The following is a 22,082-nucleotide window of genomic DNA, read 5'->3' on the forward strand; positions in this document are numbered from 1 at the left end:
TCTGTTTGCACAAGCCGCATATTTTACACAAGTGACATTATATAATGTAGGAAATGTAATGTCAAGGGTGTCACGATTTTCTATGTATGTAGAAACTGAAAGTATGGAGGATAAGACAAGAATTATGCCAAAATCAATTGTTTTAAAGGGAAGTATTTATGTTTATCACTAAAAATAGTTAAAAGGACATAAATTATTCGGGATTTTTTTAGAAAAAAAAGGTATAATTAGATTAGAAATTGTATGTATTTTTTACTATAAACAATAAAAAGTTATCATATAATTAAGCAATTGGAAGATGTACGTTGTGTGAAAAATAAATTATCTTTTACAAGTTTAAATAAAATGAGTACGGGATTGCAACAATTTATAGGGATGATGGGAATGGATCAAGAAAAATATTTTTTATTATGTGAGTTAAAAAGTATTACTATTCAATGTTTAGAAATGGAACAAGAAAATTTACAATATGAACAGGTAGTACAACAAATATTAAATCAACTCATACAAGGATTAGAGGCTAAAGAAATTACTTTCTATCAATATAATGAAAAGAAGCAACGATTATATTGTAAAGTATCGACGAATCATAATAAGAATGAAAATAATGTAGATTACATTAAAATATGTGAAGCACACATGAAAGAGATACAGAATAATGATTTGTTTTATCGGAATTTTCCGTTAAGTGAATTTGAAGAATATGAATTACTTATTCCGCTGAAAAGAAATGAACAAGTAATAGGTCTTCTTGCTATGATGGAAAATAAGCAAAATTCGTTAATGCCTCAAGATTCTTCTTTTTATAAAGCTCTCTCAACCGAATGTACACGTTTAATACAGACAGTATCAAATATTTCTAGAATAGTGGCTGAAGAAAAACGATATAAACAGCTTTTCAGAGTAACAGAAAAGTTTCATTCATCTATGAATATGGATGAGGTTCTCAGGGAAATTATTTATACGCTTAGGGAAGTATTTCCGAATTTTACTTATTATTTACTTTTATCACATGATAATAATCACCATAATGATCTCCCTATAAAAGACTTGGAATACGATAGTGAAAATATATCGGTAATGCAGGCTTATGTTACAGGAACTGCTCAATTTGAAGATTTAATACTTGAACAAAAATCTGTTTTATATGCACCTTTGAAGGGGAAACAAGGAGTATATGGTGTTCTACAAGTAACATCACCATGTATGATGATATTCCCAAAAGGGGAAATCGAGTTTATTACTTTACTGGCTAATACTGCTGGAAGTGCGATTGAAAATGCTCAGTTGTATTCACAATCTAAACGGCTAATAGCCGATTTGCAACTTATAAATGAAACTTCACACCAATTAAATTCAAACTTACGTTTAACAGAAACAATAACATATATGAAAAATCAAATTAGCAAGTCATTTAATGCTGAGGAAATTGGTTTTGTTTTATATGAGGAGAATGGCGAAGTTGAAATTCTTCAAGGGAGTTCGGACTTTTTTAAGAAACAGCAGGCTTGGATATATATCCGTTATATTAAAGAAACCATTATTGATCGAAAAGAATCTTTGTTTTTAGGGGATTTACAATTAAAAGGTGCTGAATCGTTTTTATATCGTTCCGTAATGGCAGTTCCGATGGTACAGAGTGGAGTGGTTAAAGGATTTGCAGTAGTGATGCATAGTGAGGCATATTATTTTTCTTTTGAAGCCTTTAAATTATTACAATCGTTGATTCACCATTCTACCTTAGCTTTTACAAATTCTATTTTGCGTGAGGAATTAGAGAAAATGGTTGTAACTGATCATTTAACTAGATTGTACTCTAGAAGTTATTTAGATAAAAAACTACACGAATCTATGAATACAGAAAAAGAAGGTACATTTATTTTAATTGATATCGATAACTTCAAGAAGGTTAATGATACGTATGGACATCAAGTTGGAGATGAGATATTGGTTCAAGTCTCTTCGATTATTCAGAAGAATATTCGAGGAACGGATATTGGTGCAAGGTGGGGGGGCGAAGAGCTTGCAATCTACTTGCCACGGGTGACCTTAACAGTTGGTGAGGTCATTGCAGAACGTATTCGAAGTAAAGTTCAATTGGAAACAATGCCCCAAATCAGTATTTCCTGTGGTGTATCATACTGGAACAATGCGCAAGAAGATACTACAAAAGATTTATTCAAACGTGCAGATTCTGCTCTTTATGAAGCGAAGAATACTGGGAAAAATAAAGTTGTACTTGGATTAGTGGAATAAGTCTTTTACGCTTTTTTTACTGATTGATATTTTAGAGGAAATATATAGTAGCATTTTGAAAAAAACGTAGTGCAAACCTTGATATTGGTCTGTGCTACGTTTTTTTTTATGTCGTTATTTAATATGCTCTTCCAAAACTTTTACAACATTCTGTAAAAGTTGACCTTCTTCCTTTGAAAAGTAGTTTAATTCAGGGCTATCGATATCTAATACACCGATAAGTTCATTGTTTTTAAAGATAGGAATGACGATTTCGGATTGTAATATGTGTATTTTTCCTCTAATGTACCTGAGTAATTTTCGACTTTATACATCAAGATACTCCTTTCTTTTATTGTATTCATCACGATTTTTTTCGTTTATTTTCGAGCTGTCTTAAGGTGTCGAAACTATTTTAAAGGAAAGTTTAGATTTTCGACGAATACTTTCAAAAAATGAAAAGTTAGGTGATTGCGATGAAAACGGAAAAAAATAAGAATAAAACAAAACAAGCGATTGTTGAAGCGGCCCTACTTTTATTTCAGACAAATGGTTATGATGGAACATCTATTCGTGATATAGCACAAAAAGCTAAAATAAATTCCGCCAATATTGCTTATTATTTTAAGAATAAAAATGGTTTGCTTGAATACTGCTTTATAGATTATTTTGAACGTTATACTGCAATTATAGAAAATGCTGTGCAAGAAATGGAATATTCAAAAGCTGATTCTTGCATGAAATCCATTATATCCAACTTAGTTCAATTTCAAGGTGACAATTTTCTAGCTGCTCGTTTTATTACTCGAGAAATGTCTAGAGATACAATGCTGAATCGTGAAGTATTATCTACTTATATGGCAAAAGAACGTTATTATCTTCAATATGTGATTGAACAAGGTATAAAAACCAATGTATTTCGAAAAGTAAGTATTCAATCGTTCATTCTAGTTATAAAAGGTCTGTTAACAGCTCCTTTTACGCATGTCGATTATGCTAAACAATTATTACATATATTGCCTCAAGAACAATATTATATTGAGCAATATAAGGAACAATGCATGGACTTCTTAAATCAATCACTTCTACAATCTAAAGTAGGCGTTACAAGCTAGATGGTTTTACTAGATTGGCATTATTATAGAGATATTTAAATCCTTGTCCGAGATCTTTGGCACAATGTGCATCACTACCGTATACGAGTGGAATTCCTAACTCCATTGCTCTTTTTACAAGATATTCTGGAGGGTAGGGTTCCGCACAATATTTCTTAGCGATACCGGCTCCGTTATAATCGAGTGCTAGTTGGTGATGTCTTACTAATGAAAGTAAGGCTTCTTCCTGATGTTTAAAGTTACGTTCAGGAGGGTATTTTAATTGAAACTTATGCGCTAATGTAATATGGCCGATTCTTTTTGGTTTAAAGGGACCTAAATCTGCTTTAATTGATTGTTTTACGGTGTCATAATATTTTTCATAAATATTTGATACAGACCCGAATATTTGAATCATTTTATTAAAATAATCATCACTATAGTCGATACAATAGTAGTTGTCATTATCCTTAATGAAATGAACAGATAAAATACTATCATCCAATAGTGGTCCTACATCTTGTAGGAATGAAGTGATGCTTGTGTCGTATCCTTCTATATAATCCACTTCAAGACCAATATTAATTTTAATTTGTTTTTTGTACTTTTGTTGGAGTTTCTTTAATTGTTCTATATATTCTGTTAATTGAGTTGTGGTCATCGCGCTATCTTTTGTTGGTGTTGTATCGTCGAAATCGTTTGGTAGTGGAGCATGTTCTGTAAATGATATTTCTTCTACATTATTTTTAATGAACCACTCTATATATTCCTCAAAAGAATCGGATGATCCGTGTGGGCAAAACGGTGTATGGATATGTCCATCTGCTAGCATTTTGTTAATTCTCCTCTCAATAAAAAAATATAAGTGAATTTTGTTGGAAAGTTTAAATAACTAGTCAAAAATGATTGTTTACATGGTATCATAAAATCAATAAAAAGAGCATTTTTCTTCTTTTTTTTCGAAAATAAAGGGGATTTTTGGCTGTTTTTGGCGAATGGTACTATGAACATATTTTTGAGAGAAGTTTGAGAGAAATGAATGATATTTTTTAAAATCTTTTTGTATACATTTAGATTTTAAATTTAATGAATTGATTTTTAATGAATTTATACATATATAGTTCAGACAGGAGGCTTTATTTAAGTGGAGTTTATTTTAGGAGGTTTAGTTTTAGTTCTTGCTTTTTTTGTTATTGGATTCTTTTTTAAAAAAAAGCGATACAAAGATATTGATAAGTTAGAAGAATGGAAATTGAATGTGATGAATCGCCCTGTTCTGGATGAGTTATCGAAAGTCAAACAGCTAAATATGAATGGTGAAACTGAAGAGATGTTTGAGAAATGGCGAAATGAATGGGATGAAATTGTAACGGTTCAGCTTCCTGAAATAGAAGGAATGCTATTTGATGCTGAGGAATTTATTGATAAGTATCGTTTTAGTAGCTCTAAGGAAGTTCAAAGGAAAATTTCACAAGAATTAAAAAGAATTGAAAATGATATTGATCGTATCATCGATGAGTTGAATGATCTAGTAGGTAGCGAAGAAAAGAATCGTGTGGAAATGAAAGAATTACAAGAAAATTATCGAGTTGCGAAGAAACAACTTTTGGCGCATAGACATACATATGGTAAGGCTGCAGATCAAATAGAACATCAACTAGAAGAAATAGCTGAAAGTATTTCAGTTTATGAAGAAGTTACAGGAAAAGGGAACTATCTTCAAGCACGCGAATATGTTTTAAAGTGTAAAGCATCTATGAAGGATATTCTTAATAAAATGGAGTCAATCCCAACTTTATTAATGGAATGTATGACTACTTTACCAAATCAATTGTCAGAGCTAAAAGAAGGCTACAAAGAGATGCTAGAGAAAGAATACATACTAAATCATTTTGACTTTCCCAAAACGATTGAAGAAATGGAAAAACAGCTCGCTTCTTTTATTGAAAGGCTAGATAAATCAGAGGTTATTGAAGTTGAGAAGGAAATGGAAGAGTTCAAAGACAAAGTTTCGGTGTTATATGAGTTATTTGAAGAAGAAGTGATATCGAGACAATATGTGAACAAACATAGAGAAGCAATAACTGAAGAAGCGGCTGTTATGAAATACGAAAATGATAAGTTGATGTTAGAAATCTCCACTATACAAAATAGTTATCATATATCGGATTCGGAAATGAAAGTTCATCGTCAATTAGAAAAGAAAATTGCTACAATTACTAAGCAATGTGAACAGCTGCAATTGAAAATTGAACAGCATGATTTAGGGTATAGCATTCTTAGTGAAAGTTTAAAAGAGGTAGAACAACAAATCGAAAAAGTGAAGAAAGAGCAAGAGGCTTTTGCTCGTAAGTTACATGCTCTTCGTAAGGATGAGTTAGTCGCACGTGATCGCATAAAAGAACTACGTCAAAAACTAATACAAGCGAGTAAAGAAATTACTCAGAGTAATATGCCTGGTGTTCCTAGTGAGTATGCAAGCTTTCTAAATGAAGCACAACAAGCTTTAAAAGATGTAAATGAAAAGCTAGAAGAAAAACCGTTAGATATGACTGCTGTTCAGATTTTCTTGAAGAAAGCAAATGAAATAGTTGATGAATTCACGGATTTAACGCGGGAGTTAATTGAACAAATGCTACTTGCTGAAAAGGTTATCCAATATGCAAATCGTTATCGAAGTCGTTACCCTTCTGTTGAGAGTGCTTTGCAAGAAGCGGAAAATAAGTTCAGATCATATGAATTTGGTGAAGCACTTGAAGAAGCGGCTGCGGTATTAGAAAAAATGGAACCTGGTAGTATCAAAAATATAAAAGTTGAATTGAATATCGATTAACTAGGTGAATGAAATGATGAGGCTGTCTCGTAAGTCGAAGCTACCGACTATATGGGATGGTCTTTTCTTATCATTTGAACGAGTTGAATCGGAAAAATACATATAACAAAAGAAGCAGTCATAATCAGTTCTTAACAAGTTTGATTATGACTGCTTCTTTTGTTGTGCGGTGTCTAGCTCCATCACCCAGCGACGTATAGATTTCGGACATCTCCCTACGATAAGTCAACACGAAAAAGGCTACCGCCTCTTCGTGTTGACTTTATCTCAGTCGAAGTGCTCCAATCTATACGTCGCAAAACGGGCGCTTGCGCTTTTCTTAAGTATTAATCTATATCGATATCTACCATTGAACGATCTGTTTGTGACACCTTTTCAGTAGCTTTACCATAAGCGAATCCGATTAATGCACCGATTAGTGCTGGGAAAAGCCAACCGATTCCTTGTGCTGATAAAGGTAATAGAGATGTGATTTCTGTAATTCCACCAAGGTTGAAGCCAGCTGCTGTAAGAGCATCTATTAGGCTGAAAATTCCAGCTGCAAGCATAGAGCCTGCATAAACTGCAGAATATCCATTAAAATACTTATGGAAGAAAGAAACAACGATTAGTGTAATTGCTAAAGGATAAATAAAGCTTAAAACTGGTAAAGATATAGAGATTAATTTTGATAAGCCAAAGTTTGCAATGATTGTGCTAAAGATTGCTAGAATAAATACAATGGCTTTGTAAGAAAATGCAGGTACTTGTTGTGAGAAATACTGAGCACAAGATGAAATTAATCCTACAGATGTTGTTAAACATGCAAGTGTAATAGTTAAAGCTAAAATGATAGATCCTACGTTACCAAATAGAATTTTAGTTGAAGCTGATAAAATGGCTCCACCATTATCTAGCATACCTACTTCGTTAACACTTGTTGCGCCGATGTATGTTAATGATAAGTAAACTAAAGCTAATCCGATTGCTGCAATAATACCAGCTTTTGCAACAGCACTTGTAACTGCTTCTTTCTTTGTAATACCAAGTCCTTTAATGGCTGAAATAATAACGATACCAAATACTAAACCACCGATTGTATCCATAGTTAAGTATCCTTCGATAAAGCCGTTAAAGAATGAATGTGTTTCGTAAGCTTCTGCAGGGTTAGAAATAGGTCCAAGTGGGCTCAAGAAACTTTTACCTACTAAAATGACTAATACAGTTAGAAGAATAGGTGTAATAATCTTACCAATTCTATCTACTAGTTTAGTAGGGTTTAAAGCAAGCCAAGCTGAAACACCAAAGAATATTACTGAAAGAATAGCTAATGGTAAAAATGATTGTGCAGCAGATTCACTTAAGAATGGGAGAACGCCTACTTCAAAAGTTACAGTTGCTGTTCTAGGAATCCCAAAGAAAGGTCCGATTGCTAAATAAATAATAATTGTAAATACAATACCAAAGACAGGGTGTACGCGACCAGCCAGCGTTTGTAGGTTGCCAACTTTACCTACTGCGATAACAGCTAGTAGCGGTAGTCCTACACCAGTTACTAGGAAACCAGCTACGGCAATCCAAATGTTTGAACCAGCTTGTTGCCCTAAAAATGGGGGGAAAATAATATTACCTGCTCCTAAGAATAATGCGAATAGCATTAATCCGATAGCGAATATTTGTTTGTTCGAGAATTCATTGTTCATTTTGTTTCCTCCTGATGCATAAAATTGAATTTTTTGAATTATTACAACAATAAGACACAATAGCGAATTTTTGTTGAATAAGTGAATAATCAAAAAATTCGTTATATTAAAACACTAATAGTGATAGCTTTTCCTTTGTTCAACCTTTCACTTTCATAAATTGTACATAAAAATATATTATTTTGCAAAAGTATTTTTATGTTTTAAAATGGTAAATAAAAGTATGTTAATTTTTTGTGGTAAATATGATAAAATTTAGATTTGCATATAGCATATATTGGACGGTGTAAACATGATTTATTTTGATAACAGTGCAACAACATTACCTAGAAAAGAAGCTATTGATTCTTTTACTATAGTCTCTACGAAATATTTCGGTAATCCTTCGTCCTTACATGGAATAGGAGCTACTGCAGAGCAATTATTAAGTCAAGCTCGAAAACAGGTAGCGCAAATTTTAGATGTAAAAGAGCAAGAAATTTATTTTACATCGGGCGGTACAGAAGGGAATAATATGGCAATAAAAGGAATAGCTATGAGCTTTAGGTCGCGTGGTAAGCATTTAGTTGTATCCTCAATTGAACATCCTTCTGTTATAGAAGCGTGTGAACAATTAGTGACACTTGGATTTGAAGTAACGTATGTGCCAGTTAATGAATCTGGAAGGGTTCGTGCCAAAGATGTTATTGATGCCATTCGAAAAGATACAATTCTTGTTTCAATTATGCATGTGAATAATGAAATAGGAACGATTCAGCCAATAGAAGATATTGGTAACATGCTTCGAGAATTTCCTAAAGTATTCTTCCATGTGGATTATGTACAAGGTGTTGGAAAAGTTCCATTACAACTGAAAGCAAGTAATATTGATTTATGTACGATTTCAGGACATAAGTTTCATGGATTAAAAGGTACTGGTGTCTTGTTCGTTCGCGAAGGCATAAATCTTTCTCCTCTCTTCTCAGGAGGTAGTCAAGAAAGACGACTTCGTAGTGGGACAGAAAATGTAGCTGGTGCTGTTTCATTAGCAAAAGCGCTGAGATTAACGTATGAAACAACACATACTGAAAAACAACAGATGAAGCAAACTCAGGAGTATTTACGAAGTGAGCTTGAGAAAATGAAAGGTGTTGTTGTAAATACACCAACTCATCATTGTGCTCCACATATTTTAAATTTTTCTGTTCCAAAGATTAAATCAGAGGTATTAGTACATGCCTTAGAGGACAAAGATATTTATGTATCGACTACGAGTGCGTGTTCCTCTAAGCGAAAAGCAGTTAGTGAAGTAATACTCGCTATGACACAAGATGAATCACTGGCTTCAAGTAGTATTCGTATTAGTTTGTCATATGAGAATGATATAAATGAGGCGAAGGAATTTATTATTTCTTTAAAAAACGTCCTTGAAAAACTAGAAGAAGTTATGAGGTAAATAAAATGAAATACGATCAAATTATGATACGTTTTGGAGAATTGTCTACAAAAGGTAAGAACAGAAAAGGCTTTATCACAAAGTTAAAAAGAAGTGTAAAATACGCTACAAGAGAGTTCAAAGGATTAGAAGTACAATCTACAAGAGATCGCATGTATATCATTCTAAATGATGTTGATTATAAGCCGGTTTCTGAAAAATTAGTTAAAGTATTCGGTATTCAATCGTTTAGCCCTGTTATGATTGTTGAGAAGGATATCGATGCTATTAAAGATGCAGCTTTACAGTATGTAAAGGGCCTTTCAAGAGAAATTGCAACATTTAAAGTAACGACAAAGCGAGCAGATAAAAACTTCCCAATGGATACAAATGAAATAAACCATGCGGTTGGTGGACATGTTCTTTGGCATAATCAAGAAAATGGATTAAAAGTAAATGTGAAAAATCCAGATTTGAATTTAATCGTGGAAATTAGAAAAGAAGCGGTTTATTTAACAGGCGAAGTTATTCAAGGAGCAGGTGGTATGCCGCTACACTCAAATGGGAAAGCAACATTGATGCTTTCAGGAGGTATTGATAGTCCTGTAGCAGGCTTCCAGGCAATGAAAAGAGGCCTAGAAATAGAATGTATTCATTTCTATAGCCCACCTTTTACAAGTGAACGTTCAAAGCAAAAAGTTATTGATTTGGCTGAGGTGTTAGCGGAGACTGCAGGACATATGCTTGTTCATATTGTTCCGTTTACGGAAATTCAAAAGGTCATTCAACAACAAATTCCAGAAAACTATTCTATGACTACAACTAGAAGATTAATGCTACAAGTAGCTGATCGCATTACGAAGAAGAGAGAAGCATTAGCAATTATTACAGGTGAAAGCTTAGGGCAGGTTGCTAGCCAAACATTACACAGCATGTATGCAATTAATGAAGTGACAAATACACCTATTATTCGTCCTTTAATCACAATGGACAAAAATGAAATTATTAGTATGGCTCAGGAAATTGGTACATTAGAAATTTCAAATCGTCCATTTGAAGATTGCTGTACGGTATTTACACCAGTTAATCCTAAAACAATGCCTCGCCGTGACAAAGTGAATCAATATGAAAGTCATATTGATTTCGAGGAATTGATTGAACGAGCTGTTGAACAAACAGAGGAAGTACTTATTCGTCGTAAGCGAAAAGTGAATCAACATGTCGAAGAAGATTTATTTTAAAATTAAAATTTAATGTGAACAATTACCAAATGAACTTTTGTATATAGCCATGTGTTTTTACACAATCTATACTCACAAGGAGGTGAAAAACACATGGCAAACAATAGTTCAAACCAACTTCTAGTACCAGGAGTTCAAAACGCTCTTGATTCAATGAAGTATGAAATCGCTACTGAGTTTGGCGTACAACTTGGACCAGATGCAACTGCTCGTGCTAACGGATCTGTTGGTGGTGAGATTACTAAGCGTCTTGTTCAAATGGCTGAACAACAATTAGGTGGCTACCAAAAATAATTGAATAATATGGCTACAGAGGCTGTCCGGAAAGTATCCCTTTTCGGCAGCCTCTTCTTTTTTTCTTTATGTTTATACAAAGAGTTAAGTGTATGTATTTGGATAGACAAGCGAAATAATGAATAAACTTCTAAAAAAATACACTTAATCAAGAATAATAAAATTAATGAAAATATACTCAATATTGAAAAAATTTAGTATAATTAAAAAGTATTGTAATTTCTTGGGGGAGGAATTTAGATGAATAGAGAAGATATGATTGCGCCATTAAAGTACAATTTAATGAATGAGGTAGAAAAGAACCAAGGCGAAGAAGGAAAAATAGCTATACTTTGGGAAAATGAACAAGGGGAGAAAAAACAAATCACATATAGTGATTTAATTAAAGGTTCAAACAAAGTTGGAAACGTTTTCTTGGGAGAAGGATTACAAAAAGGTGATACAGTCTTAGTAATCATTCCAAGACTAATAGAAGCCTATCAAGTCTATTTAGGTGCTCTTAAAGCGGGTATCGTTGTCATTCCAAGTTCGGAAATGCTAAAAGCAAAAGATTTACAATATCGAATTAATCATGGAAATGTTAAAGCAATTGTTTGTTATAAAGATTTTGTTAGTGAAATTAATGCTGTACCTGAAGCGAGTCAACTTGCGAAATTTAGCGTAGGTGGAAGTGTAGAAGGGTGGTATAATTTAGAAGATAAAATGGGACAAGCTAGTGATGAGCTGGAAACAGCTGATACAACAAGAGATGACATGGCATTTCTTGCATATACATCAGGTACTACTGGCAATCCAAAAGGTGTTGTACATACACATGGTTGGGCATATGCGCATTTGAAAACAGCACCAGAACATTGGTTAGGTATTGCTGATAATGATATTGTATGGGCAACAGCAGCTCCAGGATGGCAAAAGTGGATTTGGAGCCCATTCTTATCTGTATTAGGTACGGGAGTAACAGGGTTTGTTTACAACGGTAAATTTGAACCGAATAAATATTTATCATTGTTAGATGAATATAAGGTAAATGTATTATGCTGTACGCCGACTGAATATCGTATTATGGCGAAGGTAGATAATTTATCGGACTATAAATTAAAGGAGCTTCATAGTGCTGTATCAGCAGGTGAACCGCTAAATAAGGAAGTAATTGATACTTTCCGAAGAGAGTTTAATATCGACGTTCGGGATGGCTATGGACAAACAGAAAATACATTATTGCTAGGTGTTACGAAAGGTATGGAATTAAAACCTGGCTCAATGGGGAAACCAACGCCAGGAAATATCGTTGAAATAGTTGATGATGAAGGTATTCCTTGTGAAGAAGGTATTGTCGGAGACATCGCTGTTCATGTTGATAGTCCTGCGTTATTTAAAGAATATTTGAATGATCCAGAACGTACGGCTAAACAATTCCGTGGTAATTATTATATTACTGGTGACCGTGCGAAAAAGGATGAAGATGGTTACTTCTGGTTTGAAGGGCGTAGTGATGATATTATCATTAGTTCGGGTTATACAATTGGACCATTTGAAGTAGAAGATGCGCTAGTTAAACATGCTTCTGTTAAAGAATGTGCGGTAGTTGCTTGGCCTGATGAAGTGCGTGGTCATATTGTAAAAGCATTTGTTGTATTGAAGGATGGAATTGATAGTAATGATCCACAATTGATTCCGAATCTGCAACAACATGTTAAGGATTTAACGGCTCCTTATAAATATCCAAGAGCAATTGAATTTATTGAAGAATTACCGAAAACAACTTCAGGGAAAATTCGTCGTATTGAGCTAAGACAACAAACGATTAAACAATAAAATAGTTATTTTAGCATATAGGCTGAATATTAGTTAGTAATACGAAAGAAATTTCATGTTATCGCTAACTGATATTTGGCTTTTTTTGTTTGATTTAGGTAGTGGAATAGAGATATGAATTCATCTATTAGAAAGGAATGGTCATGTTTTTTTATATTTCATGATATGATAAGAGAATATTCTGTAAATAGGCGGTTGTAAAATGAATACGAAAGTTCAGTATGAAGGTATTTTTTACGGTGCGTTGTCCTATGTGATGTGGGGATTTATTCCGATATATTGGAAACTCTTGCAACATGTGAGTTCTACGCAAATATTGGGGCATCGCGTACTGTGGTCATTTGTTTTTATGATTATATTATTGTTGATTTCACGAAAATGGGCATCATTTATTAATTATGTGAAAGAAATTGCGAAAAATAAAAAGAAGTTATTCGCATTGTTCATTGCATCATTGTTGGTGAGTGCGAACTGGGGGATATTTATCTGGGCGGTTAATGCCGGAAGAATTTTGGATACAAGTTTAGGCTATTATATTAATCCTTTAATAAGTGTGTTATTAGGTGTTACCGTATTAAAAGAAAAATTAAGTAACATTCAGGTTATTTCTGTCTGTTTGGCAGGAATCGGGGTAGCTATCTTAACGTTTTATTTAGGTAGTTTTCCATGGATTTCATTAATGTTAGCTATTACGTTTGGTCTGTATGGCTTAGCGAAAGTATTAATCAATGCTGATGCTACGATTGGCTTAACTTTAGAAACGATGATGGTGACTCCTATAGCGATCGGTTATTTTGTGTACTTGTTTTTTCATCATGAATCCATTAGCTTGTCAGGTCAAGAATTTGTATTAATGATTGGTGGAGGGGTTGCAACAGCATTACCACTTTTGCTATTTGCAATGGGTGCTAAGAAAATGCCACTTTCTATGCTTGGCTTTTTACAATACATTGCTCCGACTATTTCTTTATTAGTTGGTGTATTTATGTATCACGAAGAGTTTACGAAGGTACATTTAGTGGCGTTTTTATTTATATGGAGTGCTCTCGTGTTATACTCGATGTCTCAGTTGCGTAAGAGCACACGGATTAAGAAGAATTTTGATCAGGAGAGGTATGGAGCCTAGTTTGTGTTGAGGAAAAGTATTTTTATTTTAGAGAAATATTAAGCTGAATTGTAAAACGGGCGTTCGAAAAGTGATTAAAAATCACTTTTCGAACAGTCCGTTTTTCTTTTGAAATAATAAATAAGTAAACCAATGGTTAAGATTATGAATACGTATGGAATCCATCTCATACCTGAAATTCCTAATAGTAAGAATGAAATAGCTGTAATGCTTGCACAAATTAATGCGTATGGAAGTTGCGTTACAACATGATCAATTTGGGAGCATCCTGCTGCTGCAGAAGCAACCGTTGTAGTATCTGAAACTGGCGAAGTATGGTCTCCAAATAAAGAGCCTGAAAGCACGGCACTCATTAAGAAAAACATTAATGAAGGGTCAGTAGCTTCAGCTATTTGAGCGGCGATAGGTAGCATGATGGCGAAAGTGCCCCATGATGTTCCTGTTGCAAATGCCATAGCTCCGGTTAGTAAAAAGAATATTAACGGTAAAAATGAAGGTGGTAGCGTAATATTTTCAATTAAGCTTGCTAAATAAGCACCTGTTTCTAATTGATCGATAAAGTTAGATAAAACCCAAGCGTAAAGCAAAATTTCAACAGCTGGTATTGTTGTCTTCATTCCTCTTTTTAAGATAGAGCCAACCTGTTTAAAGTGTTGTTTTTTTGCTATTACTTGGCGTGTATATAATAAGAAGCTGATGAAAGTGGCTAAACCTGCTCCTATAACGAGTGATAAACTCACTTGGCTGTTTGAGAAAATAGCCATAATTGTTGGTGTATCACTATGTATATAACCAGTAATAATCATTGTTGTGATAGCACCGATGATTAATGTTCCAATCGGAATAATTAAATCCCAAACTGTACCTTTCATTGTACTAGTAGGTATGATTTGTTGCTGATTAATGGCAACCTGTTTTTTCATTTTACCAATATTAATATCAAAAGCAGCTGATGAGAACACAAAAATTAGTGTAGACAATGCATAGAAATTAGTAGTTGCAATAATTAAAAATGCAATAAGTGGATTGTCTGTAATTTGTAAAGCTGCAAAAATACTTGTTAGAATACCTATTATATATGCGCCCCAACTGGAAAGTGGACAAATGACGCATGTCGGATCGGAGGTTGAATGTATAAGATAAGCTAATTTTGTACGAGGTACTTTTGCATAGTCAATAACTGGCCCTGTAATTTGGCTTGTCACAAACATACTAAAAACATCGTCTGGAAATAACGATACTCCGCAAGTTGTGGTCATAAGCTGTGCGCCTCGTTTTGTGCGTATACGACGACCAATCCAATTACCAAAAGCGCGGTTTCCTCCAAGAGCTGAAATTAATCCTGTTAAGGCACCGAGTAGTAATAAGAAAGAAAGTACATATAAATTTCCTGAACTCCATTCGCCATCACTATAAAATAAATTAAAAATGGCTTGTAGAATAGTTTTTATCGCCTGGAAAATATTGCCTTGTTCGATAATAATAGCAGCAATACCAATACCAATCCCTAAAGATAGCACTATTTTTCTGGTGAAAATCACCAAAGCAATAATGATGATAGGGGGAATGATACTTAAAAAAGAATATTCCATAAAATCTCCTCCAACAATAGTAAACAAGAGATTATTATATCACTGTATATTAGTTGTGAATGTATGAACAAATGACATTTTTAAAAATTTATTTTGCAGTGTGGAGGATTAAAAAGAAAAGGCTCTTATTTCTAGACGCTTCCAATTTTGAGCGTATAAAAGTAAGAGCAAGTGATGGTTGAAATAAATGTAAGGTGTTATGTATATAATTTTGGGTATAGTTACATTATAAAAAAGTTCTTTGGACTTTTTGCCAGAAAGAATTATCTTTAAGTTTTACTGTTTTAATAACTCTACTTCCTAATTTCACGTGAACCTTGTCAACATTAGCAATACTAAGAGCTTCATTATCCATACCAACGATTGGATAACCATTACGTGTATCACCAATACGAAGTGTAAGCTTGTGCTCGCCGCTTAGTATAAATGGTGAGCCTAATGTTCTGTATGTGTTATTATTTATGGAAGCGAGTTCACTTATTTGATAACAAGGAAGCTTTGGATCAACAATTGCACCATGTATGGATTTATTGTACGCTGTACTTCCTGTAGGTGTTGAAATAATCATTCCATCTCCGTGAAAGGTTTCGAAATGGAAATCATCAATGAATACTTCTAATACAAATGCTTTAATAATAGAAGAGCGGATGCTTAGTTCATTTAAACAAAGAAACGGTGAATGATTGTCTAGTGAAGCTTCAATAGTTGGATATTTGCGAACTTCGATTTGTTTATTGGTAATGGCTTCTATAATTTTATCAGGATCAAGGATAGAAAAATCACAATACATATTTAGTTTGTCAGTAGTTGAAATACCAGCGTATAAGCAATCATCTCTGAATCCTGTCTTTCGGACAGCTTGAAGAAAGGTTCCGTCATCACCAACGCTTGTAATAATAGAAGCGTCTTTACTGTCTTCAACAATATTGAAGTCGTACTTTCTTGCTAATTCATAGAGAGAGTTCATAACTTCAAATAATTTAGGGCTATTATTGTGATAAAAGAAAATATTTCGACGATTTGTCATAGTTTCACTCCTTGAAGTATGTATTACAGTTAATTTTATCTATATCTTAACATTTTATTGAAGCTTTTTGAACTTTTGCACGTATATAATACGAAGCAAGAAAAAGGAGGAAATACATATATGAATGGAAAGAGATGGGCTGCCTTGGGTATTGCAGCTGGATTATTTGTTTTTTCAATTTTTACAAGTTTAGCATCGTGGGCTATTTTTAGTAGCGATGATGACTTTAATTCTCTTGATGAATTTTTCTCAATGGCTGGTGGAGAATTTGCTGAGGAGGTAATTGAAGAAGGTAATCCATTAAACAAAATTGCTGTTTTAGATGTTGATGGTGTTATTTCAGATTCTTCTGATGCCTCATCATTGTTTGGAACGGTTGGGTATAATCACCGATCATTTATGAATAAGTTAGAAATGGTGAAAGAGGACGATAGCGTTGCAGGTGTAGTTATTCGAGTGAATTCACCAGGTGGTGGTGTTGTTGAAAGTGCAGAGATTTACGATAAGATTCAAGAATTGAAAAATGAAACGAAGAAACCAGTTTACGTATCTATGGGAGCTACAGCGGCATCTGGCGGTTATTATATTTCGGCACCGGCAGATAAAATATATGCAAATCCTGAAACTTTAACAGGTTCACTAGGCGTTATTATGCAAGGTTATAATTATGAGAAATTGGCTGAAAAAGTTGGAATCGAAACCGTTACGATTAAGAGTGGCCCGTATAAGGACATTATGTCTGGAAATCGTGAAATGACAGCTGAAGAAAGAAAAATTCTGCAAAATATGATTGATAGTTCATATAGTGAGTTTGTTCGAATTATTGCTGAAGGTAGAGGGATGACTGAAGCACAAGTAAGAAAAATTGCTGATGGTAGAATCTATAATGGTCGTCAAGCGAAAGAAATAGGATTAGTGGATGAGTTTGGTTATTTAGAAGATGTTACAGATGCAATGAAGAAAGCAATCAAAAATGAAGATGCATCAGTTGTGCGTTACACAGATAATATAGGATTTGGATCATTATTCTCCATGACTACACAAAAACTACTTGGTGAGAAATTAGACCTTTCAAGTATTATGAAAGTTGTTTCGCAACCTAATTCTCCTAGATTAATGTATTTGTATGCAGAGTAGGGAGGGAGAAAAGATGACAGATCAAAAAGACCAACAATCTGAAGTTACAAATGATAATGTAGATGTACAAAATGAACAGATCCCTGAACAACAAATGGACCGGAATGTAGAGGAAATCCAATCAAAGGAAGTAGTATCGAATATATCTAATGATGCCGTACAATTTCATTTCGCTGGCTTCTGGATGCGATTTTGGGCGTATATAGTTGATTTAATTGTTATTAGTAGTATAAACAGAATGATTGTTAAACCGTTATTTGCTGCATTAGATGTTTCGCCTTATAGTGGTATAGCAATCTTCTCTCCATATAATATTGGTTATGCGGTTGTGTTTTTCTTATACTTTGTTCTTATGACGAAATTCTTTAAACAGACGCTAGGGAAAATGGTGTTTGGTTTAAAGGTGGTAAGCTTAAAGCAAGATTCATTGACGTGGAGCACAATTGTATTCCGAGAGTTTATTGGCCGTTTCATTAGTAAAACAGTTTGGATTACGTATGCGCTTGTCGGTATTCTCCCTAAGAAGCAAGGTCTGCATGACTTATTTGCGGATACAACAGTAGTGCTAGAGAATAAAAGATGAGTGGATTGATATATTTCGTGTACTGTTGATAAAGAAAGTTAATGAAAAAAAGGCATTCCAAAAGAGATGATAGATTTCTTTTGGAACAGCCTTCTTTCATTAATATTTAATGGGCTTCATGTTTAATTAATATATATGGATCATTAAATACTAATCTAGAAATAATGAGCGAGACTTCTTCAGGTGTTTCTTTCATACCCGAGTCTAACCAGTGTTGTATAACGCCTAGTTGTGCGGATACGGCATAGGCGGATAAATATTCGATAGGAACGAGCAAATGCTCTTCTTTTAAATGAGTCAATATATTACTTGCCATATTAGCTCTCATTACTTCTTTTAGTTTTATTTGAAATGATGTACCAGCTTTAGGTCCTAATATAACCTTCATGAAATCAGCGTTATCTTGTATATATTCGAATAATTTAGTCATAAAGGGAAATGGTTGATCTAGCACTCTTTTAGAGGTAATACCCTCTTTCCGTGGCCCTTTTTTACTTCTGATTTGTTTGATTTCTTCGATAATTTCATTTTCGTTTTGTTCGAGTAAATCATACTTATCGTGGTAGTGTAGATAAAACGTACCTCTATTAATATCAGCTTTTTCAGTGATATCACTAACTTTTATTTCGTCAAAGCTTTTCTCGTTCATCAGTTCAGTTAGTGAATTTCTGAGCAATTTCTTGGTACGGATAACTCTTCGGTCATTAGCAAGTTTTTTCATAGAATCACAACCTTTTTTCTTTTTTTGAAAAGTTATTCAACAATATTCTTTGTACTGTTGAGTATATGACATTTGAATGATTTTTGTTTATTGCAATTATTTCTACTTATATTATAATAGACTTCTCGATTAATAGTAAACACCGTGTTCATTTATCGTACGGTTAGTTCAATTACTATTTTGTCATTTACTAGACTTTTTTAAAAGGTTTAAGAAGAATATACCGTGGTACATATCGGTTTATTAATGGTAATACACATCAGGAGGCGATTTTCATGGAAGCAAAGTTAGCGGGTCAACAACCTAAACCTCAATATGGGGTTTTAATTATTTTAATGATTGGTGCCTTTGTAGCGTTATTAAGTAATACGTTATTAAACATTGCGTTACCGTCTATTATGAAAGAATTTGATGTAACTCCATCAACTGTACAGTGGCTTACGAATGGATATATGCTAGTAAATGGTATTATGATACCATCGACAGCCTTTCTTATTCAAAGATTTTCAGCTAGACAATTATTTTTAACTGCAACAGGATTGTTTGCAATTGGAACACTTTTAGGTGGTTTTGCACCTGCATTTTGGATTTTATTATTGGCTAGAATGATTCAAGCTTCAGGCGCTGCAATTATGATGCCATTATTGATGAATGTAATGTTAACATCATTTCCGGTTGACAAACGTGGATCAGCAATGGGGATGTTTGGTTTAGTAATGATTTTTGCACCAGCAATTGGTCCAACTCTATCAGGTTGGGTTATCGAGCATTATGATTGGCCAATGCTATTCCATATTATTTCACCGATTGCTATACTTGTCTTTATTTTGGCTTTAGTTAAATTGCATGATAAGAAAGAAAAAATTGTGATTAAATTGGATGTTCTTTCTATTATTCTATCAAGCATTGGTTTTGGTGGTATTCTTTATGGATTTAGTACAGCTGGTAATAAAGGATGGGGTGCACCTGAAGTATATGGCACAATCATTGTAGGTGTAATTGCCTTAATATTATTTATTTTACGCCAGTTCCAATTAGAAAAACCTATGTTGGATTTCAGAGTATATAAATATCCAATGTTCGCACTTTCATCCGGTATTTCTATTACATTGAATATGGCTATGTTCTCAGCAATGATTTTAATGCCGATTTATTTGCAAAATATAAGAGGGATTTCACCTTTGCATTCGGGTTTATTAATGTTACCTGGTGCCCTAGTTATGGGGATTATGTCTCCGATTACTGGTAAGCTATTTGATAAGTTTGGGGCAAGAATACTTGCTTTGATTGGTATTTTAATTACGATTATTACAAGTTATTTCTTTAGTCAATTGTCGGAAACTACTACTTATGCAACATTAATAACAATGTATACTTTCCGTATGTTTGGTATGTCTATGGTTATGATGCCGATTATGACAAATGGTCTTAACCAGTTACCATTAAAATATACGCCTCATGGTACGGCAATGAATAGTACATTACAGCAAGTATCAGGAGCGATTGGTGGCGCATTACTTGTTACAATTATGTCAAATAGAACAGAAACGCACGCAAAAGATTTAGCTGAAACAGCAATGAGTCATCTAACTGCTCAGCCAACAGCTAGTGCAGCTGCTGAAATGAAACAGCATATTATCACACAAGCAACTATTGAGGGTATTAATGACTCTTTCTTAGTTTCTGTAGGTATTATGGTAGTAGCGATTATTTTGGCATTTTTCATTAAACGTTCTAAACCTATGGAAGAAAAATAATAACTATATTGAAATAAAGAAAACTTCGTTGAAAACACACTTTAAATGATATCATTTAGAGTGTGTTTTTTTATTGCTTTTGTAGGATAATAAACTATAATTGTGAGCATGCATAATAAAATGCGATGTAGAAGTAGGAGGTAGGAAGGTTATAGTGGAATGGAGAAATATATATCGTGGCATCTTAATGGGAATTAGCGATTTAATTCCTGGTGTTAGCGGTGGTACAATTGCCTTTATTTTAGGCATATATGATAAATTACTACGATCAATTAGCGGGTTTTTTAGCCGTGAATGGAAGAAACATATCGGATTCTTAATGCCTTTAGCAATAGGAATGGGAATCACATTACTATTATTTAGTCGTGTAATTGATTACTTATTAGAACATCATTATGAACCAACTCAATTCTTTTTCATGGGATTAATTATTGGTGTGTTACCTTTTATTGCAAAGCAAGCGAAAGTGAAAACGCATTTTTCTGGGAAGCATTTTATTGTTTTACTGATTGTCGGAGTTTTACTAGCATCTCTAGCATTTATAAAGCCACAAGAATCTGAGCCAATTACGACCTTAACGGTTAGTTCGACAATTGGATTGTTTTTTGCTGGATGGCTTGGTAGTATGGCAATGTTATTACCAGGCATTAGTGGTTCTTTTATTTTGTTAATACTAGGTGCCTATTCAACTGCAATTGCTGCACTATCAGATTTCAATATACCTATTATTGCTGTAATTGGAGCGGGTGTAATAATTGGCTTTATTGTAAGTAGTAAAGCAATTAGTTATGTACTAGAGAATTTCCCGTACATGACGTATGCTGTAATTCTTGGTTTAATTCTTGGTTCACTTTTTGTGGTTTTCCCAGGGATACCAACAGGTACGGGAACAATCATTATTTGTATTATTACTTTTGTAGCTGGGCTATTTGTTACATCACTATTTAGTTCACCAAAGAAGTAGTCTAAATAAATAAGCAAGCGAAGAGATGTCTCTTTTGCTTGCTTTTTTTATTTAGAAATAGATTAAATCATAATATGATAACCTAAAATATAGAAAAGGAGAGATGGTATTCATGTACGAACTAAAGACGAAAGAAACAGATAATAATGTAATTGAATTTATTGAGAATGTAGAAAGCGTCAAAAAACGTGAGGATGCATATAGATTATTAGATATTTTTACTGAAGTGACGGGTTATATGGCAAAAATGTGGGGGCCTAGTATTATTGGATTTGGTAAGTATCATTATAAGTATAAAACAGGTCACGAAGGCGATGCACCACTTGTAGGTTTTTCCCCAAGAAAAGCGAAAATTAGTTTGTACTTTGCTCCAGGTGATACAAAAAGGGAAGAATTATTAAAGAACTTTGGAAAACATACTACAGGAAAAGCATGTGTATACATAAATAAAGTAGCAGATATTGATGTTGACGTTTTAAAAGAGTTAATTCAGCAATCTATTCTTTTTTTAGAAGAAACGTATAAAGAGCATTAAAAAATATTGTATAAGAAAACGAGAGAAGTACG

The 22,082-nt window shown here is 33.6% G+C and carries 19 protein-coding genes; 13 read left to right on the forward strand and 6 right to left on the reverse strand.

Annotated elements, in window-relative coordinates:
• Positions 1-384: 384 nt before the first annotated feature.
• The gene (locus TX86_RS00590; protein WP_042349994.1) at positions 385-2,256 is read left to right on the forward strand and encodes a sensor domain-containing diguanylate cyclase; all 1,872 of its coding nucleotides are present in this window, start codon (positions 385-387) and stop codon (positions 2,254-2,256) included.
• A gap of 114 nt (positions 2,257-2,370) precedes the next feature.
• Here the strand turns inward: TX86_RS00590 and TX86_RS27545 are convergent, their stop codons facing one another.
• On the reverse strand, positions 2,371-2,508 hold the full coding sequence (locus TX86_RS27545; protein ID WP_336469861.1) for a GAF domain-containing protein: 138 nt from the start codon (positions 2,506-2,508) through the stop codon (positions 2,371-2,373).
• 203 nt (positions 2,509-2,711) lie between these two features.
• Between TX86_RS27545 and refZ the strand changes: the two genes are divergently transcribed.
• Positions 2,712-3,350, forward strand: coding sequence for a forespore capture DNA-binding protein RefZ (refZ, locus tag TX86_RS00595; RefSeq protein ID WP_042345298.1), 639 nt, complete (start codon positions 2,712-2,714; stop codon positions 3,348-3,350).
• On the opposite strand, the gene hisJ is transcribed toward refZ, so the two are convergent.
• Positions 3,340-4,161 (reverse strand): histidinol-phosphatase HisJ, encoded by an 822-nt coding sequence (hisJ, locus tag TX86_RS00600; RefSeq protein WP_042345300.1) that lies wholly within the window; start codon positions 4,159-4,161, stop codon positions 3,340-3,342. The two genes, refZ and hisJ, sit on opposite strands and share 11 nt — an antisense overlap.
• Positions 4,162-4,473: 312 nt before the next feature.
• On the opposite strand from hisJ, the gene ezrA reads away from it, so the two are divergent.
• Complete coding sequence (gene ezrA, locus TX86_RS00605; RefSeq protein WP_042345302.1) at positions 4,474-6,162, forward strand: septation ring formation regulator EzrA; 1,689 nt, start codon at positions 4,474-4,476, stop codon at positions 6,160-6,162.
• Between the two features lie 326 nt (positions 6,163-6,488).
• Here ezrA and brnQ read toward each other — a convergent pair whose 3' ends face one another.
• Positions 6,489-7,844, reverse strand: a complete 1,356-nt coding sequence (brnQ, locus tag TX86_RS00610; RefSeq protein WP_042345304.1) for a branched-chain amino acid transport system II carrier protein — start codon at positions 7,842-7,844, stop codon at positions 6,489-6,491.
• Between the two features lie 292 nt (positions 7,845-8,136).
• Between brnQ and TX86_RS00615 the strand changes: the two genes are divergently transcribed.
• The 5 genes from TX86_RS00615 to rarD all read left to right on the forward strand — a co-directional run bounded on the left by TX86_RS00615 (position 8,137) and on the right by rarD (position 13,734).
• Positions 8,137-9,279 carry a cysteine desulfurase family protein gene (locus TX86_RS00615; protein ID WP_042345306.1) on the forward strand — a complete coding sequence of 381 codons (1,143 nt, stop codon included), beginning with the start codon at positions 8,137-8,139 and terminating at the stop codon, positions 9,277-9,279.
• Between the two features lie 5 nt (positions 9,280-9,284).
• Positions 9,285-10,499 (forward strand): tRNA uracil 4-sulfurtransferase ThiI, encoded by a 1,215-nt coding sequence (gene thiI, locus TX86_RS00620; RefSeq protein ID WP_042345308.1) that lies wholly within the window; start codon positions 9,285-9,287, stop codon positions 10,497-10,499.
• A gap of 93 nt (positions 10,500-10,592) precedes the next feature.
• On the forward strand, positions 10,593-10,793 hold the full coding sequence (locus TX86_RS00625) for an alpha/beta-type small acid-soluble spore protein (protein ID WP_042345310.1): 201 nt from the start codon (positions 10,593-10,595) through the stop codon (positions 10,791-10,793).
• 240 nt (positions 10,794-11,033) lie between these two features.
• The gene (mbcS, locus tag TX86_RS00630) at positions 11,034-12,608 is read left to right on the forward strand and encodes an acyl-CoA synthetase MbcS (RefSeq protein WP_042345312.1); all 1,575 of its coding nucleotides are present in this window, start codon (positions 11,034-11,036) and stop codon (positions 12,606-12,608) included.
• Positions 12,609-12,810: 202 nt separating this feature from the next.
• Positions 12,811-13,734, forward strand: coding sequence for an EamA family transporter RarD (rarD, locus tag TX86_RS00635; RefSeq protein ID WP_042345314.1), 924 nt, complete (start codon positions 12,811-12,813; stop codon positions 13,732-13,734).
• A gap of 74 nt (positions 13,735-13,808) precedes the next feature.
• Here the strand turns inward: rarD and TX86_RS00640 are convergent, their stop codons facing one another.
• Positions 13,809-15,326 carry a Na+/H+ antiporter NhaC family protein gene (locus tag TX86_RS00640; protein WP_042345316.1) on the reverse strand — a complete coding sequence of 506 codons (1,518 nt, stop codon included), beginning with the start codon at positions 15,324-15,326 and terminating at the stop codon, positions 13,809-13,811.
• A gap of 226 nt (positions 15,327-15,552) precedes the next feature.
• Positions 15,553-16,353, reverse strand: coding sequence for an NAD kinase (locus TX86_RS00645; RefSeq protein WP_042345318.1), 801 nt, complete (start codon positions 16,351-16,353; stop codon positions 15,553-15,555).
• Between the two features lie 120 nt (positions 16,354-16,473).
• On the opposite strand from TX86_RS00645, the gene sppA reads away from it, so the two are divergent.
• Together sppA and TX86_RS00655 are read left to right on the forward strand one after the other, a co-directional pair.
• A complete protein-coding gene (gene sppA, locus TX86_RS00650) occupies positions 16,474-17,490 on the forward strand; it encodes a signal peptide peptidase SppA (RefSeq protein ID WP_042345320.1) in 1,017 nt (338 codons plus the stop codon).
• A 13-nt stretch (positions 17,491-17,503) separates the two neighbouring features.
• Complete coding sequence (locus tag TX86_RS00655) at positions 17,504-18,073, forward strand: RDD family protein (RefSeq protein WP_042345322.1); 570 nt, start codon at positions 17,504-17,506, stop codon at positions 18,071-18,073.
• A gap of 106 nt (positions 18,074-18,179) precedes the next feature.
• Here the strand turns inward: TX86_RS00655 and TX86_RS00660 are convergent, their stop codons facing one another.
• Positions 18,180-18,794 carry a TetR/AcrR family transcriptional regulator C-terminal domain-containing protein gene (locus TX86_RS00660; protein ID WP_042345324.1) on the reverse strand — a complete coding sequence of 205 codons (615 nt, stop codon included), beginning with the start codon at positions 18,792-18,794 and terminating at the stop codon, positions 18,180-18,182.
• 275 nt (positions 18,795-19,069) lie between these two features.
• Between TX86_RS00660 and TX86_RS00665 the strand changes: the two genes are divergently transcribed.
• The 3 genes from TX86_RS00665 to TX86_RS00675 all read left to right on the forward strand — a co-directional run bounded on the left by TX86_RS00665 (position 19,070) and on the right by TX86_RS00675 (position 22,050).
• Positions 19,070-20,551, forward strand: a complete 1,482-nt coding sequence (locus TX86_RS00665) for a DHA2 family efflux MFS transporter permease subunit (protein WP_042345327.1) — start codon at positions 19,070-19,072, stop codon at positions 20,549-20,551.
• A 154-nt stretch (positions 20,552-20,705) separates the two neighbouring features.
• Positions 20,706-21,515: a DUF368 domain-containing protein gene (locus TX86_RS00670; protein WP_042345329.1), complete on the forward strand. Its 810-nt coding sequence runs from the start codon at positions 20,706-20,708 to the stop codon at positions 21,513-21,515.
• A gap of 112 nt (positions 21,516-21,627) precedes the next feature.
• A complete protein-coding gene (locus TX86_RS00675; protein WP_042345331.1) occupies positions 21,628-22,050 on the forward strand; it encodes a DUF1801 domain-containing protein in 423 nt (140 codons plus the stop codon).
• Positions 22,051-22,082: the final 32 nt, after the last annotated feature.

Source organism: Bacillus massiliigorillae (genome assembly GCF_000380245.2).
Taxonomy (GTDB): domain Bacteria; phylum Bacillota; class Bacilli; order Bacillales; family DSM-1321; genus Bacillus_AD; species Bacillus_AD massiliigorillae.

What these genes read in the sequence shown, in the direction of transcription:
- TX86_RS00590 (WP_042349994.1), top strand. Translation starts at nt 385, where the DNA reads ATGGATCAAGAAAAATATTTTTTATTATGTGAGTTAAAAAGTATTACT.
- refZ (WP_042345298.1), top strand. Translation starts at nt 2,712, where the DNA reads ATGAAAACGGAAAAAAATAAGAATAAAACAAAACAAGCGATTGTTGAA.
- TX86_RS00675 (WP_042345331.1), top strand. Translation starts at nt 21,628, where the DNA reads ATGTACGAACTAAAGACGAAAGAAACAGATAATAATGTAATTGAATTT.
- TX86_RS00615 (WP_042345306.1), top strand. Translation starts at nt 8,137, where the DNA reads ATGATTTATTTTGATAACAGTGCAACAACATTACCTAGAAAAGAAGCT.
- brnQ (WP_042345304.1), bottom strand. Translation starts at nt 7,844, where the DNA reads ATGAACAATGAATTCTCGAACAAACAAATATTCGCTATCGGATTAATG.
- hisJ (WP_042345300.1), bottom strand. Translation starts at nt 4,161, where the DNA reads ATGCTAGCAGATGGACATATCCATACACCGTTTTGCCCACACGGATCA.
- thiI (WP_042345308.1), top strand. Translation starts at nt 9,285, where the DNA reads ATGAAATACGATCAAATTATGATACGTTTTGGAGAATTGTCTACAAAA.
- TX86_RS00640 (WP_042345316.1), bottom strand. Translation starts at nt 15,326, where the DNA reads ATGGAATATTCTTTTTTAAGTATCATTCCCCCTATCATCATTATTGCT.
- TX86_RS00625 (WP_042345310.1), top strand. Translation starts at nt 10,593, where the DNA reads ATGGCAAACAATAGTTCAAACCAACTTCTAGTACCAGGAGTTCAAAAC.
- TX86_RS00645 (WP_042345318.1), bottom strand. Translation starts at nt 16,353, where the DNA reads ATGACAAATCGTCGAAATATTTTCTTTTATCACAATAATAGCCCTAAA.
- sppA (WP_042345320.1), top strand. Translation starts at nt 16,474, where the DNA reads ATGAATGGAAAGAGATGGGCTGCCTTGGGTATTGCAGCTGGATTATTT.
- rarD (WP_042345314.1), top strand. Translation starts at nt 12,811, where the DNA reads ATGAATACGAAAGTTCAGTATGAAGGTATTTTTTACGGTGCGTTGTCC.
- mbcS (WP_042345312.1), top strand. Translation starts at nt 11,034, where the DNA reads ATGAATAGAGAAGATATGATTGCGCCATTAAAGTACAATTTAATGAAT.
- TX86_RS00655 (WP_042345322.1), top strand. Translation starts at nt 17,504, where the DNA reads ATGACAGATCAAAAAGACCAACAATCTGAAGTTACAAATGATAATGTA.
- TX86_RS00660 (WP_042345324.1), bottom strand. Translation starts at nt 18,794, where the DNA reads ATGAAAAAACTTGCTAATGACCGAAGAGTTATCCGTACCAAGAAATTG.
- TX86_RS00665 (WP_042345327.1), top strand. Translation starts at nt 19,070, where the DNA reads ATGGAAGCAAAGTTAGCGGGTCAACAACCTAAACCTCAATATGGGGTT.